At 55.2% G+C, this 16,922-nt stretch carries 18 protein-coding genes, 2 pseudogenes and 1 riboswitch; of the genes and pseudogenes, 8 read left to right on the top strand and 12 right to left on the bottom strand.

Features of this window, described 5'->3' with window-relative positions; genetic code table 11:
* Window positions 1-60 precede the first annotated feature (60 nt).
* The 5 genes and pseudogenes from Q9J79_RS07225 to fba form a co-directional block, all read right to left on the bottom strand.
* Window positions 61-804 (bottom strand): uracil-DNA glycosylase family protein, encoded by a 744-nt coding sequence (locus Q9J79_RS07225; protein ID WP_301912122.1) that lies wholly within the window; start codon window positions 802-804, stop codon window positions 61-63.
* Entirely contained in the window at window positions 798-1,238 is a 441-nt protein-coding gene (gene rimI, locus Q9J79_RS07220; protein WP_301912121.1) for a ribosomal protein S18-alanine N-acetyltransferase, read from the bottom strand. Before rimI ends, Q9J79_RS07225 begins: the two co-directional genes overlap by 7 nt.
* Window positions 1,235-1,912: a tRNA (adenosine(37)-N6)-threonylcarbamoyltransferase complex dimerization subunit type 1 TsaB gene (gene tsaB / locus Q9J79_RS07215; protein ID WP_301912120.1), complete on the bottom strand. Its 678-nt coding sequence runs from the start codon at window positions 1,910-1,912 to the stop codon at window positions 1,235-1,237. Before tsaB ends, rimI begins: the two co-directional genes overlap by 4 nt.
* A gap of 138 nt (window positions 1,913-2,050) precedes the next feature.
* A pseudogene (locus tag Q9J79_RS07210) lies at window positions 2,051-2,888 on the bottom strand (factor H-binding protein).
* A 156-nt stretch (window positions 2,889-3,044) separates the two neighbouring features.
* Window positions 3,045-4,109, bottom strand: coding sequence for a class II fructose-bisphosphate aldolase (gene fba, locus Q9J79_RS07205; RefSeq protein WP_301912118.1), 1,065 nt, complete (start codon window positions 4,107-4,109; stop codon window positions 3,045-3,047).
* A 196-nt stretch (window positions 4,110-4,305) separates the two neighbouring features.
* Here fba and Q9J79_RS07200 point away from each other — a divergent pair, with 196 nt between their 5' ends.
* Together Q9J79_RS07200 and dxs are read left to right on the top strand one after the other, a co-directional pair.
* Entirely contained in the window at window positions 4,306-5,223 is a 918-nt protein-coding gene (locus Q9J79_RS07200) for a tyrosine recombinase XerC (protein WP_301912117.1), read from the top strand.
* Window positions 5,224-5,308: 85 nt separating this feature from the next.
* Window positions 5,309-7,225 (top strand): 1-deoxy-D-xylulose-5-phosphate synthase, encoded by a 1,917-nt coding sequence (gene dxs, locus Q9J79_RS07195; RefSeq protein ID WP_304717642.1) that lies wholly within the window; start codon window positions 5,309-5,311, stop codon window positions 7,223-7,225.
* A gap of 72 nt (window positions 7,226-7,297) precedes the next feature.
* Here the strand turns inward: dxs and Q9J79_RS07190 are convergent, their stop codons facing one another.
* Window positions 7,298-8,266, bottom strand: coding sequence for a hypothetical protein (locus tag Q9J79_RS07190; RefSeq protein WP_301912115.1), 969 nt, complete (start codon window positions 8,264-8,266; stop codon window positions 7,298-7,300).
* A 77-nt stretch (window positions 8,267-8,343) separates the two neighbouring features.
* Here Q9J79_RS07190 and Q9J79_RS07185 point away from each other — a divergent pair, with 77 nt between their 5' ends.
* Window positions 8,344-9,636: a DD-carboxypeptidase/endopeptidase Mpg gene (locus tag Q9J79_RS07185; RefSeq protein ID WP_301912113.1), complete on the top strand. Its 1,293-nt coding sequence runs from the start codon at window positions 8,344-8,346 to the stop codon at window positions 9,634-9,636.
* Between the two features lie 336 nt (window positions 9,637-9,972).
* Window positions 9,973-10,098 carry a hypothetical protein gene (locus tag Q9J79_RS07180; protein ID WP_301912112.1) on the top strand — a complete coding sequence of 42 codons (126 nt, stop codon included), beginning with the start codon at window positions 9,973-9,975 and terminating at the stop codon, window positions 10,096-10,098.
* A gap of 354 nt (window positions 10,099-10,452) precedes the next feature.
* Here the strand turns inward: Q9J79_RS07180 and Q9J79_RS07175 are convergent.
* The 6 genes and pseudogenes from Q9J79_RS07175 to Q9J79_RS07150 form a co-directional block, all read right to left on the bottom strand.
* Window positions 10,453-10,515 (bottom strand): annotated as a pseudogene (locus Q9J79_RS07175) (transposase); the annotation flags it as partial.
* 38 nt (window positions 10,516-10,553) lie between these two features.
* On the bottom strand, window positions 10,554-11,240 hold the full coding sequence (locus Q9J79_RS07170) for a 7-cyano-7-deazaguanine/7-aminomethyl-7-deazaguanine transporter (RefSeq protein ID WP_301912111.1): 687 nt from the start codon (window positions 11,238-11,240) through the stop codon (window positions 10,554-10,556).
* Window positions 11,241-11,314: 74 nt separating this feature from the next.
* Window positions 11,315-11,788: a preQ(1) synthase gene (queF, locus tag Q9J79_RS07165; RefSeq protein ID WP_301912110.1), complete on the bottom strand. Its 474-nt coding sequence runs from the start codon at window positions 11,786-11,788 to the stop codon at window positions 11,315-11,317.
* A 3-nt stretch (window positions 11,789-11,791) separates the two neighbouring features.
* Window positions 11,792-11,836, bottom strand: a riboswitch (PreQ1 riboswitch).
* A 74-nt stretch (window positions 11,837-11,910) separates the two neighbouring features.
* A complete protein-coding gene (locus tag Q9J79_RS07160) occupies window positions 11,911-12,126 on the bottom strand; it encodes a DUF4054 domain-containing protein (RefSeq protein ID WP_301912109.1) in 216 nt (71 codons plus the stop codon).
* 1 nt (window position 12,127) lies between these two features.
* Window positions 12,128-12,460: a hypothetical protein gene (locus Q9J79_RS07155; RefSeq protein WP_301912108.1), complete on the bottom strand. Its 333-nt coding sequence runs from the start codon at window positions 12,458-12,460 to the stop codon at window positions 12,128-12,130.
* 380 nt (window positions 12,461-12,840) lie between these two features.
* Window positions 12,841-13,008, bottom strand: coding sequence for a hypothetical protein (locus Q9J79_RS07150; protein WP_301912107.1), 168 nt, complete (start codon window positions 13,006-13,008; stop codon window positions 12,841-12,843).
* 319 nt (window positions 13,009-13,327) lie between these two features.
* Here Q9J79_RS07150 and farA point away from each other — a divergent pair, with 319 nt between their 5' ends.
* From farA to rpmG, 4 genes are all read left to right on the top strand, one after another.
* Window positions 13,328-14,482, top strand: a complete 1,155-nt coding sequence (farA, locus tag Q9J79_RS07145; RefSeq protein WP_301912106.1) for a fatty acid resistance MFS efflux transporter adaptor subunit FarA — start codon at window positions 13,328-13,330, stop codon at window positions 14,480-14,482.
* A gap of 23 nt (window positions 14,483-14,505) precedes the next feature.
* Complete coding sequence (farB, locus tag Q9J79_RS07140) at window positions 14,506-16,029, top strand: fatty acid resistance MFS efflux transporter permease subunit FarB (protein WP_301912163.1); 1,524 nt, start codon at window positions 14,506-14,508, stop codon at window positions 16,027-16,029.
* 249 nt (window positions 16,030-16,278) lie between these two features.
* Window positions 16,279-16,512 carry a 50S ribosomal protein L28 gene (rpmB, locus tag Q9J79_RS07135; RefSeq protein WP_002216391.1) on the top strand — a complete coding sequence of 78 codons (234 nt, stop codon included), beginning with the start codon at window positions 16,279-16,281 and terminating at the stop codon, window positions 16,510-16,512.
* 31 nt (window positions 16,513-16,543) lie between these two features.
* Window positions 16,544-16,699: a 50S ribosomal protein L33 gene (gene rpmG, locus Q9J79_RS07130; RefSeq protein ID WP_002212306.1), complete on the top strand. Its 156-nt coding sequence runs from the start codon at window positions 16,544-16,546 to the stop codon at window positions 16,697-16,699.
* The last annotated feature ends 223 nt before the right edge of the window (window positions 16,700-16,922 follow it).

The raw sequence follows: 16,922 nt of genomic DNA, 5'->3' as shown, positions 1-16,922 counted from the left end.
TTGTGCTTTCTGTCAGATATTGGGACGCAGTTGCGATTCTACCGCCCCGTGCGGCGCGCTTCAACTGCCGCCGCCTTGCGCCAAGACACGTTTGAGCTGCTTGAGCGTCTGCCAGGCGCGGGCTTTGAGTTCGGGTTGGCGCAACAGCCGGGCGGGATGGTCGATGATGAAGAAGGGGCGGCCGGCGCACAAAGTTTCAATCATCGCCTGCCGTTCCGGTTTGACAAACGCCTGTCCGAGGAACAGGACGGCAGGCGCGCGGCAGCCGTCGAGTTCCCTGGCGATTTGACCCAGCGCATCCGTGACGGTCTGTTCAGACGGCATCGGGTTGCCGACGGCGGCGGTTTTCACCCAACAGGTTTTGTGGACGTATTCGGAACCGAGTCCGACAGCTTTGAGTATGTTGTCGAGCAGGATGCCGGGTTTGCCGTGGAACAGCTCGCCGTAAACCATATCTTCGGTCGGCGGACACAGGCTGACGACGGCAAGCTTGGTGATGCCCGAAGCGGCAGGAACGGGGGCAATGCCGTCTGAAAGGTCAGGCAGCAGGTCGGCTTCGGGTGCGGGAACGGGTTTACGATCGTGTTCGGGTGCGGCGGTTTTCAGTGCCGCCATCGTTTCGAGCCGCGCCTGACCGTTATGGGGCTGGGAAGGGCGAATCGGCGCGGCACGGACGGTTTGGGGACGTGCCTGTGTCGGGGTTGCGGGTGTGTTTTTGGGCGGCAGGACGGCGGCGGTCTGTTTCAGCCACATCGGGCCCAAGCCCAAAGCCTCGTGCAGGTGGAGGTAGCGCGCGCTTAACATATTTTCTCCATCAAGACGGCATCTTCGGTTTTACCGTCGGCTGTACGGTAATAGTTTTTCCGCCTGCCCGCATCGGTAAAGCCGTGCGCCGTGTATAGCGCCTGCGCGGCGGTGTTGCCCGCGCGGACTTCAAGCAGCAGGCGTTGCGTGCCTTCGGGCAGGTGTGCGAACCAGTATTCGAGCAGGGCGGACGCGACACCCCGGCGGCGGTATTCCAAAGCGGTGGCAATCAGGTGCAGTTCGGATTCGTCGGGCAGGTTCTGCCAAACGATAAAGGCGGCAATCCCGCCGTCTTTTTCCGCAAGGAAAACCTGTTCGGACGGCGAAACCAGTGCGGATTCGAATTGGCGTTGCGTCCATGCGGACGGGTTGCAGACGGCATCGAGCGCGGCGAGTGCCGCGCAATCGGCATAAACGGCACGGCGGATGTTCACGGGCGCGCCCTCCGTTCGGCCTGTTCTTTGGCGGTCAGGGCGATTTTGTCGCGGACGTAGAGCAGTTCGGCGTGTGCCGCAGCGACGGCGGGAAAACCGCCTTCCGCCGCCAGATTGAGGAAGTCGGCGGCGGTCGGCATATCGGGTTTGCCTGAGAAGGGCGGACGGTTTTCCAGCGCGAACGCGCTGCCTATGCCGTCTGAAAAGACGTGTCCCTCGGGGAGGGCGATGTCTGCCGCCCTACCGACTTGATAATCGCTCAAACGGCGGCGGTTCAGCGTGTCGAACCACGCATAAAACACTTCGCCCATACGAGCGTCCGCAGCGGCGAGTATGCAGCTTTGCGGCGGCGGCAGCGAGGCGGCGGCATCGAGCGTGGGGATGCCGATTAAAGGCGTATCGAACGGCGTTGCCAAACCTTGCGCCACGCCGATACCGATACGCAGTCCGGTAAACGCGCCGGGGCCTTTCGCATAAACAATCGCCCCCAAATCGGCGGCGGTAATGCCCGCATTTCGGAACAGGGTGCGGATTTCCGTCAGGATCAGTTCGGATTGGCGGCTGCCGGCCTCCTGATGGAACAGACGGGTTTCACCGTCGGCACGCAGAGCGAGCGACAAATAGGAAGTTCCGGTATCGACGGCGAGGACGGGGCGGTTGAAATCGGCTTGCATGGTGTGGTTCTCGTTGGTTCAGACGGCATTATATAGTGAAACCGGCTTGCCTGCCGTGCCGTCGTGTCCTAGGGCGGTATGGCGCAAAAATGCCGTCCGAACGGTAAATTATCGTGTTCGGACGGCATTTTTCAAATGCTACTGTTTGCCGGCGATGCCGATTTCGTGAACCTTTTCCCCTATCTTCACGGTTGCCGAGCCGGCGATTTCTTGGGCGCGGTAGGTGGTAAGTGCCTTTTTCTTCGCTGCCGTAGCGCGTGTCGCCCAAAATGACGGCGTGTGATTTTTCATCTGCTTTGAGTTCGGCGGAGGCCAGATCGACATTGAGTTCGGGCGTTTTCAGGTGTCCGATTCTGCCGTAACCCTGTTTGTTGGTAAAATCGATGGTGTAGTGCAGCCTGCCGTTCGGGTCGTCGGAGCTGAATGCTTTGCCGTGATACTCGGCTTTGCCGCCGGGCAGTTGGTTGAAGGCGGTATGTTCTCCGCCCAAACCGCTGACAAGGAAGGAGCGTTGGTTTATCAGGCTGTCGATTTTGTCGGGGTTGTTGATTTTTTCAATCTGTAGGGCAACGACGGCGGAGTGGTCCTGTTTGTATATTTGAAATTCGCCGCTTGCCAGCGTGATGGTTTGTCCGTCCACTTCGATTTTTTGCACGAAGTCGAAGCGGCTGATTTTGTCGTTCTTCAGTTTGCCCGTGTTGAGGCTGTTGTCTTTACCGCCGGCTTTGAAAGTTTTTTCCGCACCTTGTGCCGACAAGGTCAGTGTTCCGTTTTGGGGAATGGAGTCTTCCAATGTCAGGGATTTCAAACCTTTGTCTTTATGGTCGAGCGGCGCGGTTAATGCATCGGCAAGCCCCGTGCCGATGTCGGCGGCGACACCGCCGCCTCCGCCTCCGCTTCCGCCGCCTCCGCTGCTGCAGGCGGTCAGAATCAGGGTGGCGGTCAGGGAAAGGCAGCAGAAGGCAGTTCGGTTCACAGGTTTGCTCCCAGTCATACACAGAATAGATAATATATAAACGTTTTGGTTGCGGTATCTTTTTTGCATACTGCATCAATGAGGCAGGTCAAAGAAGCAAAAATCAAATACCGTCCGAACAACGGTTCAGACGGTATTTTGTTTACAGGCAACCTGTTATTTGACGATTTGCTCCAATTCGCCCTTGGCATAACGGTTTGCCATTTTTTCCAAGGAAACCGGTTTGATTTTGCCTGCCTGACCTTCGCAGCCGAACGCAAGATAACGGTCGAGGCAGATTTGTTTCATCGCTTCAATGGTTTTGCTCAGGTATTTGCGCGGGTCGAATTCGGACGGGTTTTCGGCAAGGTAGCGGCGTACCGCGCCGGTGGAAGCAAGGCGCAGGTCGGTATCGATGTTGACTTTGCGAACGCCGTGTTTAATGCCTTCGACGATTTCTTCAACCGGCACGCCGTAGGTTTCGCCGATATTGCCGCCGTATTCGTTGATGACTTTCAGCCATTCTTGCGGAACGGAGCTGGAGCCGTGCATCACGATGTGTGTATTGGGCAGGGCTTGGTGGATTTCTTTGATGCGGTCGATACGTAATACGTCGCCTGTGGGCGGACGGGTGAATTTGTATGCGCCGTGGCTGGTACCGACGGCAATCGCCAATGCGTCAACGCCGGTATCTTTAACGAAACGCACGGCATCTTCAACGCTAGTGAGCATTTGGTCGTGGGAAAGTTTGCCTGCCGCACCCACGCCGTCTTCTTCGCCTGCTTCGCCGGTTTCGAGGTTGCCCAACACGCCGATTTCGCCTTCAACAGATACGCCGCAGGCGTGGGAGAAGTTAACCACGGTACGGGTGGCGTTGACGTTGTATTCGTAAGAAGAAGGGGTTTTGCCGTCTTCGAGCAGCGAGCCGTCCATCATCACGGAGGAGAAGCCCAGTTGGATGGAACGTTGGCACACGTCGGGCGATGCGCCGTGGTCTTGGTGCATCACGACGGGGATGTGCGGAAATTCTTCGACAGCCGCCAGAATCAGGTGGCGTAAAAACGGCGCGCCCGCGTATTTGCGCGCGCCTGCGCTCGCCTGTACGATGACGGGCGCGTTGACTTGGTCTGCGGCTTCCATAATGGCGCGCATTTGTTCGAGGTTGTTGACGTTGAAGGCGGGCAGGCCGTAGCTGTTTTCGGCGGCGTGGTCGAGCAGTTGGCGCATGGATACGAGTGCCATTTTTGTCTCCTTGGGCAGTGGGGGTAAATAAGTTGGATTATAATGTTTTTTGCGGCAAAAAACTACAAACCGCTACATTGATTTTATGTTAACGATAACGGCGGGCAGACGGGTCGGATTTTGGGCGGTTCGGGGTTTTGGTGTGTCGTTTATGATAATGTTTTCACTGGTTTTCTGATATTTGTGTGGGACGGTTATGGTTTTGGACGGGTTTGCGGCGCATTTTGACGTTTATTTGGAAAACATCGTGCGCGAGGGCAAGTCGGAGCACACGGTTGCGGCATACCGGCGCGATGTGGAAGAACTGTTTGTGCTGTTGGCACAAATGCCGTCTGAAGATGCAGGCGGCGTGCCGCAGGATTTGTCGCGGCGCGATTTTACGGCGGCGTTGCGGCGGCTGTCGCAGCGCGGTTTGGCTGGTCGGACGCTGGCGCGCAAGCTGTCGGCGTGGCGGCAGTATTGTGTCTGGCTGGTCAAACGAGGTCTGCTGCATACCGACCCGACCGCCGATATCAAACCGCCGAAGCAGCCGGAACGTATCCCGAAAGCACTGCCTCAGGAATGTTTGAACCAGATGCTCGACCTGCCTGTAGATGACAGCGACGCATTGGCATTGCGCGACCACGCACTGTTCGAACTGATGTACGGCAGCGGTTTGCGCCTGAGCGAGATACACGGCCTGGATACAGGCGATGTGTGGTTGGACGAAGGCTGGGTGCGCGTAACCGGCAAAGGGCGCAAGCAGCGGCAGGCACCGCTGACCGGCAAAAGCGTAGAAGCTTTAAAAAACTATTTGCCGCTGCGTCAGACGGCATCGGACGGCAAAGCCCTGTTTACCGGCAGGAACGGCACGCGCCTGAGCCAACGCCAAATCCAAAAACGCCTCGAATCATGGGCGGCGCAAAACGGCGACGGCAGGCACATTTCCCCGCACATGATGAGGCACAGCTACGCCAGCCATCTGTTGCAGTCCTCGCGCGACATCAGGGCGGTACAGGAGCTGCTCGGGCACAGCAGCCTTTCAACCACGCAGATTTACACCAAACTCGATTTCGACCACATCGCCCGCCTCTATGACGAAGCCCACCCGCGCGCCAAGCGGCAGGACGAATGACATACGGCAAAATCAGCCGTCAGCCGCACACTCTTGATATATAATTGACCGTTGCACCCGGACGACACATAAAAAAAGACACACCATGAACCCAAGCCCCCTACTCGACCTGATTGACAGCCCGCAAGATTTGCGCCGCCTGGATAAAAAACAGCTGCCGCGCCTTGCCGACGAGCTGCGCGCCTTTCTGTTGGAATCCGTCGGGCAGACCGGCGGACATTTCGCCAGCAATTTGGGCGCGGTCGAACTGACGGTTGCGCTGCACTACGTTTACAACACGCCCGAAGACAAGCTGGTGTGGGATGTCGGACACCAAAGCTATCCGCACAAAATCCTGACCGGCCGCAAAAACCAGATGCACACGATGCGCCAATATGGCGGTTTGGCGGGTTTTCCGAAACGTTGCGAGTCGGAATACGACGCGTTCGGCGTGGGGCATTCCTCCACCTCCATCGGCGCGGCATTGGGTATGGCGGCGGCGGACAAACTCTTGGGCAGCGACCGCCGCAGCGTCGCCATCATCGGCGACGGCGCGATGACGGCGGGGCAGGCGTTTGAAGCCCTGAATTGCGCGGGCGATATGGATGTGGATTTGCTGGTCGTCCTCAACGACAACGAAATGTCGATTTCCCCCAACGTCGGCGCGTTGCCCAAATACCTCGCCAGCAACGTCGTGCGCGATATGCACGGACTGCTCAGCACCATCAAAGCCCAGTCGAGCAAGGTTTTGGACAAGCTGCCCGGCGCGATGGAGTTTGCCCAAAAAGTCGAACACAAAATCAAAACCTTGGCAGGCGAAGCAGAACACGCCAAACAGTCGCTGTCGCTGTTTGAAAACTTCGGCTTCCGCTACACCGGCCCCGTGGACGGACACAACGTCGAAAATCTGGTGGACGTATTGAAAGACCTGCGCGGACGTAAAGGCCCTCAGCTTCTGCACGTCATCACCAAAAAAGGCAACGGCTACAAACTCGCCGAAAACGACCCCGTCAAATACCACGCCGTCGCCAACCTGCCCAAAAACGTTTCAGACGACCTCAAAACCGCAACGTCGTCTGAAAAAGAAAACAAACCCGCCGCCAAACCGACCTATACGCAAGTGTTCGGCAAATGGCTGTGCGACCAGGCGGCGGCTGATTCCCGATTGGCGGCGATTACCCCCGCCATGCGCGAGGGCAGCGGACTGGTCGAATTCGAACAACAATTCCCCGACCGCTATTTCGATGTCGGCATCGCCGAGCAGCACGCCGTTACCTTTGCCGGCGGTTTGGCTTGCGAAGGCATGAAGCCCGTCGTGGCGATTTATTCCACCTTTTTACAACGCGCCTACGACCAACTGGTGCACGACATCGCCCTGCAAAACCTGCCCGTTTTGTTTGCCGTCGACCGCGCGGGCATCGTCGGTGCGGACGGCCCGACCCACGCCGGTTTGTATGATTTGAGCTTTTTGCGCTGCGTGCCGAACATGATTGTCGCCGCGCCGAGCGATGAAAACGAATGCCGCCTGCTGCTTTCGACCTGCTATCAGGCGGATGCGCCCGCCGCCGTCCGCTATCCGCGCGGCACGGGTACGGGCGCGCCCGTTTCAGACGGCATGGAAACCGTGGAAATCGGCAAGGGCATCATCCGCCGCCAAGGCGAGAAAACCGCATTCATCGCCTTCGGCAGCATGGTCGCCCCCGCATTGGCGGTTGCTGAAAAATTGAACGCCACCGTCGCCGATATGCGCTTCGTCAAACCGATAGACGAGGAACTCATCGTCCGCCTTGCCCGAAGCCACGACCGCATCGTTACCCTTGAAGAAAACGCCGAACAGGGCGGCGCTGGCGGCGCGGTCTTGGAGGTGTTGGCGAAACACGGCATCTGCAAATCGGTTTTGCTGCTGGGCGTTGCCGATACCGTAACCGGACACGGCGACCCGAAAAAACTTTTGGACGATTTGGGCTTGAGTGCCGACGCGGTGGAACGGCGTGTGAACGGTTGGTCGGCACGTCAGGTCTGAACGGATACGGAAATGCCGTCTGAAACCCGATTCGGGCTTCAGACGGCATTGTCGCGGTTGCGGCGGGCGTGTTTACCAGATTCCGCCAAAGGTTTTCGCGCCGCGCCAAAATTTCCACCTGTCTGTGGGTTTGAAGGTCAGCGTACCGCCGTGTTGTCCGTCCGTGGTGATGTCCAGCCGTTTGATTTTGCCTGTGCGGACGGCTTCGTAAAGCGGCGCGAACCAAGACGTTTCCCACTGCTGCAATATTGCCGCATACCGTTCCCTGTCCCCTGTCAGGGCGGTCAGGCGCAAATCGTCCATAAACAGGATGTGGTGCGCGTCGGGCAGGTGTGCCGCCGTTTCTTCGTAGGTGCGGAAGCTGTCGGGCAATGCGCGGCGGTCGGGGTGAAAACGGCTCCAAACCGTATCGGCGAAAAGCGTGCCGCCTTGTGCGCTGCCGTTTGTGCAGTCCCAAAGCCATAAGCCGTTCAATTCGGGCAGCCCGCGTTTTTTGCGGTTATGGTTGACGGGGTGCGCCGCCAGCCACATTTGGATTTCGGTTTGGACGCGCAGCCATTCCAACGCGTCTTCCCCGTCCGGCTGATCGTCCGCGCCCAATAATCCGCCCAAGTCCAAAACGGGCTTCGCGCCCCAGCGGTACGCGCAGGGAAGGGAAACCAGCCATAATTCGGGCAGGACGGGAACGAAACGCCACGGAATGTCGCCGTAAAACGCCGACAGATCGCGGCAGAGCCGTTCCGCTTCATCCGTACCGACATCCAAATATTCCGCCGTCAGCACATTTGCCTGATGCAGCCCCATTTTTTGCCACACGGGCGTGGCGAGCGCGACGGCTTCAGACGGCATATTCAGGCTTTGCGCCGCGCGTTCCGCCAGTCTGCCGCACCACAAATAACGCGCGTAAAATGCCGAAGCCGTGCAGCTTTGGCGGTGCAGCGAGCCGTATTGCAGGATTTTGTTGAAGGCGTGCAGGCAGAGAGGTATTCGGGTTTCGTCTTCATCCAAATTGAGCGAGGGGAGGGCGAGGGTGAGTTTCATCGTTTGACGTTTCAGAAATGCAGGTCAGGCGCAACATTATAGAGGATTCGGCGCAAACGCCGTCAAAAAGGAACAATATGGCTGTCTTCCCACTTTCGGCAAAACATCGGAAATACGCGCTGCGCGCGCTTGCCGTTTCGATTATTTTGGTGTCGGCGGCATACATTGCTTCGACAGAGAGGATGGAGCGCGTCAGACCGCAGCGCGTGGAACAAAAACTGCCGCCGCTGTCTTGGGGCGGCAGCGGCGTTCAGACGGCATATTGGGTGCAGGAGGCGGTGCAGCCGGGCGACTCGCTGGCGGACGTGCTGGTGCGTTCGGGTATGGCGCGGGACGAGATTGCCCGAATCACGGAAAAATATGGCGGCGAAGCCGATTTGCAGCATTTGCGTGCCGACCAGTCGGTTCATGTTTTGGTCGGCAGCGACGGCAGTGCGCGCGAAGTGCAGTTTTTTACCGACGAAGACGGCGAACGCAATTTGGTCGCTTTGGAAAAAAAAGGCGGCATATGGCGGCGGACGGCTTCTGAGGCGGATATGAAGGTTTTGCCGACACTGCGTTCGGTCGTAGTCAAAACCTCGGCACGCGGCGCGTTGGCGCAGGCGGAAGTACCCGTCGAAATCCGCGAATCCTTAAGCGGGATTTTCGCCGGCCGCTTCAGCCTTGACGGTTTGAAGGAAGGCGATGCCGTGCGCCTGCTTTACGACAGCCTGTATTTCCACGGGCAGCAGATGGCGACGGGCGATATTCTGGCGGCGGAAGTCGTCAAGGGCGGCACAAGGCATCAGGCGTTCTATTACCGTTCGGACAAGGAAGGCGGAGGGGGCGGCAATTATTACGATGAAGACGGCAGGGTGTTGCAGGAAAAAGGCGGCTTCAACATCGAGCCGCTGGCCTATACGCGCATTTCTTCGCCGTTCGGCTACCGTATGCACCCCATCCTGCACACTTGGCGGCTGCACACGGGCATCGATTATGCCGCACCGCAGGGAACGCCGGTCAGGGCTTCCGCCGACGGCGTGATTACCTTTAAAGGCCGGAAGGGCGGATACGGCAACGCGGTGATGATACGCCACGCCAACGGTGTGGAAACGCTGTATGCGCATTTGAGCGCGTTTTCGCAGGCGGAAGGCAATGTGCGCAGCGGAGAAGTAATCGGCTTCGTGGGTTCGACAGGGCGTTCGACCGGCCCCCACCTGCATTATGAGGCACGTATCAACGGACAACCCGTCAACCCCGCCTCGGTCGCATTGCCGACACCCGAATTAACGCAGGCAGACAAAGCGGAGTTTGCCAGACAGAAACAGGAAGCTGACGCGCTGCTTGCGCGCTTGCGCGGCATACCGGTTACCGTGTCGCAATCGGATTGAAGTTTGAACCGCGACGACAAAAACAATGCCGTCTGAAAATCTGCAAACAGGTTTTCAGACGGCATTTATAGTGGATTAACAAAAACCGGTACGGCGTTGCCTCGCCTTGCCGTACTACGCGCCTCCAATGCAGAAGAATAGAAAATGCCGTCTGAAAAAATCAGACGGCATTTTATCGGAAGCGCATCAGAAAAAACGGATAGCGATATATGCGGTAAAAGCAAGGGCAACTACATAGATAAACCCCTTTATAAATTCAAAAGTCTCATCTATATCGCTATATTTTTCTTTCAGTTTGTCAGATTTTCGATAACGTTTCATTTTCAAGACCACTTTATGACCGACAAGACCATAAATATTATTCTCAAAGCCGCCGACAAAGCAAGCGGACAGTTCCAGCGCGTCAGCAAAGCCGCAAGCGTCTTGGTTTGTACTGTCTGCGGCTTCGTCGCCTTGTCCTGATTTTTGTTAATCCACTATACAGTCAATTAAAATAAAACTAAGCCAAGGAAGCACTGCCGTCATTCCCGTACCGGCGGGAATCCGGACACCGCGGCACGGAAGCCCATCCGCCGTCATTCCCGCGAAAGCGGGAATCTAGAAACACAACGCGGCAGGAGTTTATCGGAAATGACTGAAGCCCAACGCACCGGATTCCCGCTTTCGCGGGAATGACGAAGTGGGCAGGAATCCGGATTTATCCGTTCCGGCAGTGTTTGCAAATATAGTGGATTAACAAAAACCAGTACGGCGTTGCCTCGCCTTAGCTCAAAGAGAACGATTCTCTAAGGTGCTGAAGCACCAAGTGAATCGGTTCCGTACTATCTGTACTGTCTGCGGCTTCGTCGCCTTGTCCTGATTTAAATTTAATCCACTATAAAAGAAAACCCAACCGTCCCGATTCCCGGCAGGGCTGTTTACGGATTTTGCAGCGAGGGCGCGGGGCGGTCTTGCGCCTGTTTGGTTTGCAGGGTTGTCAGTTTTTTCGTCAGCAGATTCAGAATCACGCCGTAGGCGGGCAGGAAAAACAGACCGCAGACGGTGAGTTTGAACAGGTAATCGACCAAGGCGATGCCCTGCCAGTTTGCCGCCATAAATCCATCGCTGCTGGCGTAAAAGGCAACGGCGAAAAATACCAACGTATCCAAGGCGTTGCCGATGACGGTTGATGCGGTCGGGGCAACCCACCACGCTTTCAGACGGCGTAATTTGTCGAATACGAAAATATCGAGGATTTGTCCGAGCGCGTAGGCGGCAAAACTTGCCAGTGCGATGCGTCCGACAAAGGTGTTGAATTCGGACAGTGCGTCCAAGCCTGTCCAACTGCCGTTGTGGAACAAAACGGAAAAGACGTAGGAAAGCAAAAGGGCGGGGAACATCACCCAAAAGATAATCCGCCGTGCCAAGTGCGAACCGAAAATGCGGACGGTCAAGTCAGTGGCGAGGAAGATGAAGGGAAAGGAAAACGCGCCCCAAGTGGTGTGGATGCCGGAAATTTGGAAGGGGAACTGCACCAGATAGTTGCTGGCGGCGATGATGAGGATATGGAAAAGCACCAGCCGGAAGAGTGCCTTCTGTTGCTGTGCGGCGGTAAATGCGTACATAAAAACCTTTCGGAAAGGCGTTCAGACGGCATACCGTATCGAAGGAATGCCGTCTGAAATATGGGAAGGATGGTTTATTGTGCGTCGTGCTCAAACAGGCGTTTACACGCCAATGTTTCGAACTCGGTGCCTGCTTTGCCGTAATTGGCGAAAGGATGAATGGCGATGCCGCCGCGCGGTGTGAACTCGCCGAATACTTCGATGTATTTCGGATCCATCAGGGCAATGAGGTCTTTCATGATGATGTTGACGCAGTCTTCATGAAAATCGCCGTGGTTGCGGAAGCTGAAGAGGTAGAGTTTCAGGGATTTGCTTTCCACCATTTTGATGTGCGGAATATAGCGGATGTAGATGGTGGCGAAGTCGGGCTGCCCGGTCATGGGGCAGAGGCTGGTGAATTCGGGGCAGACGAATTTGACGAAATAGTCGTTGTCGGGATGTTTGTTGTCGAATGCTTCCAAAATTTCGGGCGCGTATTCGGCCGGATATTGGGTTTTTTGATTGCCCAAAAGCGAGATGCCTTGCAGCTCTTCGTTGTTGCGGGACATAGGGTTTCCTTAGTTTTTTAGTGTGGGAGGTTTTCGAACCACGGGCGGTGATTGTAATATAAGCGGCGGTATCTGTGTAGTTTTCTTCAGACGGCATGGTTCGGGCGGCGGTGTTTTCCGTGTCATACCTGCGCGGCACGTTCGGCCAGCGCGGCGAAGTGGCGCACCAGCAGGAACAGCAGCATTTCGCGCTCTTCCGGCTTTTTCACAATGCTGTGCTCGGTGTTGTCCAGCAGGCTTTCGGCCTGCGCGAACCACATTTCGAGCTGCGCGTCTGTTGCCTGTACTTCGGGATAGGCCGTCTGAAAGCGCGCTTTATCGAAGACGACGGCAGGCATATCAGTCTTCCTTGGCGGTGATTACGCCATTGGCCTTGTCATCCGGCTTGATGGCTTCCAATTTGGTTTCGTTGCCGGTTTTTTCCCGTGCTTCGGCTTTGGTGTCCTTGGCATCTTCGTGGGCGAAAACGAAGCCGTTTTTGACCATATCGCGGTCTTGGTGCGCTGCCATCCAAGCGTTGAAGAAATCGGCATCCACGTTATAGGTAATGCCGTGTCCGCCGATGATGTTGGAGGCGTTTGCGCCGTTCAACTCTACCGACTTGCCGCCGGCTTCGATAATCAGGCCGTTGGGCAGTTTGCAGCCGACGGTTACAGTTTTTTGTTTTGCCATTTGGGTTCTCCAATAAAAAAGCAGCCTGAAATCTTTCAGGCTGCTTATATGCAGGTTACTATTTCTTTTCGGGCGGATCGGGCGGAATGAAAAGAAAAGCCGCACCGAGAATAAGGGGAAGCAGAAATCGGGCATAGGGATACAACGGATGATCGACATGCCAATAGCCGTATCCCCTACGACTAGGAATAATGTCGTATTCGTAAGTATCGGGGAAGAAGTTGATCCATACTGTCACAATTACCCAGATAGTGAGCTTTCTATGGTTGGCTACCCACCGCACCGGCTTGCTGTTGCGGATGCTTTCCGGTACCACTTTTCCCCATATCCAATGCAAAAACAGCAGAGTCCACCTACCCCGCATACCTGCCCCCCTGCGGTTACAAACCCAGCAGTTCGATTTCGACTTTTGAACGCCAACGGGCTTGTGCCGTAACAATACACATTCTTAATTTTCGGTCTGCCGCGCTGTATTTAATCCAGCTTTCAATAAAAGCCTCCAATACTTTGAGCGCGTTGTTAAGGCCGACTGCTTTATTATACTCCAAGCGTTTATAGTGGATTAAATTTAAACCAGTACGGCGTTGCCTCGCCTTAGCTCAAAGAGAACGATTCTCTAAGGTGCTGAAGCACCAAGTGAATCGGTTCCGTACTATTTGTACTGTCTGCGGCTTCGTCGCCTTGTCCTGATTTTTGTTAATCCACTATATAAACGAAATATATTTTCAGTTTTGCCGCCTGAAGCGTTATTTTTTGAATATTGCATCTAAAATACTGACTTGATTGCGTTATTGCGCGGATATAGAATCTGCCTCCTATTGAAAGAACATTGTTTATATGAAATCAGGAAATTCGGAACCCAATCTTATGGATACGCACACGGACGAAACAAAACTTCAAAACACGCAAGCCAAACGCAAACGCCGCCTGACGGCATTGACGCTGCTGTTCGCGCTTGCCGCCGCAGCCGCCGGGTCGGCGTTTTTTTTATGGTGGCAGCACGAAGAGGAAACGGAAGATGCTTATGTTGCCGGACGCGTGGTTCAGATTACGCCGCAAACGGGCGGTACGGTGCGGAAGGTGTTGCATGATGATACGGATGTTGTGAAGAAAGGTGATGTGTTGGCCGTATTGGATGATGGTAATTATGTGTTGGCGTATGAACGGGCAAAAAACGAGCTGATTCAGGCGGTGCGGCAAAACCGCCAGCAAAATGCCGCCACTTCTCAGGCGGGGGCGCAGGTTGCTTTGCGCCGAGCGGATTTGGCACGTGCGCAGGATGATTTACGCCGCCGGTCTGCTTTAGCGGAATCAGGAGCCGTGTCCGCCGAAGAGCTGGCACATGCCCGTGCGGCAGTGTCTCAGGCTCAGGCGGCAGTTAAGGCGGCTTTGGCGGAAGAATCTTCGGCGCGTGCGGCTTTGGGTGGTCAGGTCGCTTTGCGCGAACAGCCGGCGGTTCAGACGGCAGTCAGCAGGTTGAAAGATGCGTGGTTGAACCTTCAGCGGACGCAAATCCGCGCGCCGGTGGACGGTCAGGTGGCAAAGCGTTCGGTACAGGTTGGACAGCAGGTGGCGGCCGGTGCGCCGCTGATGGCGGTGGTGCCGTTGTCGGATGTGTGGGTTGATGCCAATTTTAAAGAGACGCAGTTGCGGCATATGAAAATCGGACAGCCTGCCGAGCTGGTGTCCGATTTGTACGGTAAACAAACCGTTTATCGCGGCAGGGTGGCAGGGTTTTCGGCAGGTACGGGCAGCGCGTTTTCGCTGATTCCGGCGCAAAATGCCACGGGTAACTGGATTAAAGTGGTGCAGCGTGTCCCTGTCCGTATCGAATTGAACCGTGAAGATGTAGACAGGCATCCGTTGCGCATCGGTTTGTCGATGACGGTAAAAGTGGATACTTCCGCAGCAGGCGCGCCTGTTTCAAAAACGCCGGATGCCGTGTTGCCGGAAACTGAAGGCACGGATTGGTCGGAAGCTGACAGACTGGTGGACGAAATTCTTGAGCAATACGCGCATTGATGCCGTCTGAAACGGAGAACGCAATGGATTATCCACCGCTTAAAGGTGCGGCATTGGCATGGATTACGCTATCTTTGGGGCTTGCCGTATTTATGGAGGTTTTAGATACGACTATCGCCAATGTCGCCGTTCCCGTTATCGCCGGCAATCTCGGTGCGGCAACCACTCAGGGGACGTGGGTTATTACTTCTTTTGCTGTGGCAAACGCCGTTTCCGTGCCGTTAACGGGATTTTTGGCAAAACGTATCGGCGAGGTCAAATTGTTTACCGCCGCCGCCGTCGGTTTCGTCATCACATCGTGGCTGTGCGGCATCGCGCCCAACCTTCAGGCTTTGGTAATTTTCCGTATCTTGCAGGGCTTTATCGCCGGGCCGTTGATTCCCTTGTCGCAAAGCCTGTTAATGGCATCCTATCCGCCCGCAAAACGGACGCTGGCACTGGCATTGTGGGCAATGACCGTCGTTGTCGCCCCTGTTCTCGGGCCGATACTCGGCGGCTGGATTTCCGGAAACTGGCATTGGGGTTGGATTTTCTTCATCAATATCCCCATCGGTATCATATCGGCATGGATTACATGGAAACATTTGAAATGTCGGGAAACGGAAACCGTTAAAATGCCGACCGACTATGTCGGGCTTACATTGATGGTAGTCGGTATCGGCGCGTTACAGATGATGCTGGACAGGGGGAAGGAACTCGACTGGTTCGCCTCTGGAGAAATCATTACCTTGGGCGTAGTCGCACTGGTGTGCTTGTCGTATTTTATTGTTTGGGAATTGGGAGAAAAATATCCGATTGTCGATTTATCGCTGTTTAAAGATCGGAATTTTACCGTCGGCGTAATAGCCACATCATTGGGTTTTATGGTGTATATGGGGACGCTGACCCTGCTGCCGTTAGTGTTGCAGACCAACCTGGGCTATACCTCCACGTGGGCAGGGCTTGCCGCCGCGCCCGTCGGCATCCTGCCTGTTTTCCTGTCACCCATTATCGGCAGATTCGGCAACAAGGCCGATATGCGCCTGCTCGTAACTGCCAGCTTCCTGACCTTTGCCTTTACTTTCTATTGGCGTACGGATTTTTATGCCGATATGGATATTGGCAACGTCATCTGGCCTCAGTTTTGGCAAGGTGTCGGTGTCGCCATGTTTTTTCTGCCGCTGACGACCATCACCTTGTCACACATGAAGGGAGGGCAGATTGCCGCTGCCAGCAGCTTGTCGAATTTCTTGCGCGTGCTTATGGGCGGTGTCGGCGTATCATTCGTCAGTACCCTGTGGGAACGGCGTGAAGCGTTGCACCATACACGCTTTGCCGAACACATCACGCCATATTCCGCGACATTGCATGAAACGGCGGCGCATTTGTCCCAACAAGGCATTTCCGACAGTCAAACCCTAGGCATCATCAACAACACCATCACGCAACAGGGCTTCATCATCGGCTCGAACGAAATATTCCTCGCCGGCAGTATCTTGTTTATCGCCCTGATCCCCATTGTCTGGCTGGCAAAACCGCCGTTCCACAGCGGCGGCGGAAGACATTGAGGGATTTGAAAACTTGAAATGCCGTCTGAAAATACTGGAAATATGTTCGGACGGCATTTTGAATGCAGCAGTTCCCGAAATCCGCTATAATCGCGCGCCATCTGTTTTGCACCTGCAAACGTTCCGCAGATGCGACACTCGGGCGGCTTACCCGCGCAAAACAGCAGTTTTTCTTTAAAACACTTGAACTAACACTGTTTTTCGTGGTATAAATCGCGTTTTACTATTTTAGAAGTTTGGAGACTGATTATGGCACGAGTTTGCAAAGTGACCGGCAAACGCCCGATGTCCGGCAACAACGTATCGCACGCCAACAACAAAACCAAACGCCGTTTTTTGCCCAACTTGCAATCACGTCGTTTTTGGGTAGAAAGTGAAAACCGCTGGGTTCGCCTGCGCGTTTCCAACGCTGCATTGCGTACCATCGACAAAGTAGGCATTGATGTCGTATTGGCTGATTTGCGTGCTCGCGGTGAAGCTTAATTTAAACGCTATTTAATTAAGGATTACTGCAATGCGCGATAAAATCAAACTGGAATCCAGTGCAGGTACTGGTCACTTCTACACCACTACCAAAAACAAACGCACTATGCCCGGCAAACTGGAAATCAAAAAATTCGATCCGGTTGCCCGCAAACACGTAGTGTACAAAGAAACCAAACTGAAATAATTTCAGTTTGAAAAAAGCCTCCGACTGTTCGGAGGCTTTTCTATTTTTATCGTGTTTCCTTTCTGCTTGAAACATCTGCCGTCTGCAAATCTGCTGCAAACCGTCTGTCAAGGATATGGAAACCGCAAAACGGTTCATATAGTGGATTAACTTTAAACCAGTACGGCGTTGCCTCGCCTTAGCTCAAAGAGAACGATTCTCTAAGGTGCTGAAGCACCAAGTG

This window comes from Neisseria viridiae, from assembly GCF_962747995.1.
In the GTDB taxonomy this organism is placed as follows: domain Bacteria; phylum Pseudomonadota; class Gammaproteobacteria; order Burkholderiales; family Neisseriaceae; genus Neisseria; species Neisseria viridiae.
Note: the sequence above shows the minus strand (reverse complement) of the source record. Positions and strands in the feature narration are given on the sequence as shown.

Excerpts from the sequence above, each read along its gene's own strand:
- Q9J79_RS07225 (WP_301912122.1), bottom strand. The coding sequence starts at position 804 with ATGTTAAGCGCGCGCTACCTCCACCTGCACGAGGCTTTGGGCTTGGGC.
- tsaB (WP_301912120.1), bottom strand. The coding sequence starts at position 1,912 with ATGCAAGCCGATTTCAACCGCCCCGTCCTCGCCGTCGATACCGGAACT.
- fba (WP_301912118.1), bottom strand. The coding sequence starts at position 4,109 with ATGGCACTCGTATCCATGCGCCAACTGCTCGACCACGCCGCCGAAAAC.
- Q9J79_RS07200 (WP_301912117.1), top strand. The coding sequence starts at position 4,306 with ATGGTTTTGGACGGGTTTGCGGCGCATTTTGACGTTTATTTGGAAAAC.
- dxs (WP_304717642.1), top strand. The coding sequence starts at position 5,309 with ATGAACCCAAGCCCCCTACTCGACCTGATTGACAGCCCGCAAGATTTG.
- Q9J79_RS07190 (WP_301912115.1), bottom strand. The coding sequence starts at position 8,266 with ATGAAACTCACCCTCGCCCTCCCCTCGCTCAATTTGGATGAAGACGAA.
- Q9J79_RS07185 (WP_301912113.1), top strand. The coding sequence starts at position 8,344 with ATGGCTGTCTTCCCACTTTCGGCAAAACATCGGAAATACGCGCTGCGC.
- Q9J79_RS07180 (WP_301912112.1), top strand. The coding sequence starts at position 9,973 with ATGACCGACAAGACCATAAATATTATTCTCAAAGCCGCCGACAAAGCA.
- Q9J79_RS07170 (WP_301912111.1), bottom strand. The coding sequence starts at position 11,240 with ATGTACGCATTTACCGCCGCACAGCAACAGAAGGCACTCTTCCGGCTG.
- queF (WP_301912110.1), bottom strand. The coding sequence starts at position 11,788 with ATGTCCCGCAACAACGAAGAGCTGCAAGGCATCTCGCTTTTGGGCAAT.
- Q9J79_RS07160 (WP_301912109.1), bottom strand. The coding sequence starts at position 12,126 with ATGCCTGCCGTCGTCTTCGATAAAGCGCGCTTTCAGACGGCCTATCCC.
- Q9J79_RS07155 (WP_301912108.1), bottom strand. The coding sequence starts at position 12,460 with ATGGCAAAACAAAAAACTGTAACCGTCGGCTGCAAACTGCCCAACGGC.
- farA (WP_301912106.1), top strand. The coding sequence starts at position 13,328 with ATGGATACGCACACGGACGAAACAAAACTTCAAAACACGCAAGCCAAA.
- farB (WP_301912163.1), top strand. The coding sequence starts at position 14,506 with ATGGATTATCCACCGCTTAAAGGTGCGGCATTGGCATGGATTACGCTA.
- rpmB (WP_002216391.1), top strand. The coding sequence starts at position 16,279 with ATGGCACGAGTTTGCAAAGTGACCGGCAAACGCCCGATGTCCGGCAAC.
- rpmG (WP_002212306.1), top strand. The coding sequence starts at position 16,544 with ATGCGCGATAAAATCAAACTGGAATCCAGTGCAGGTACTGGTCACTTC.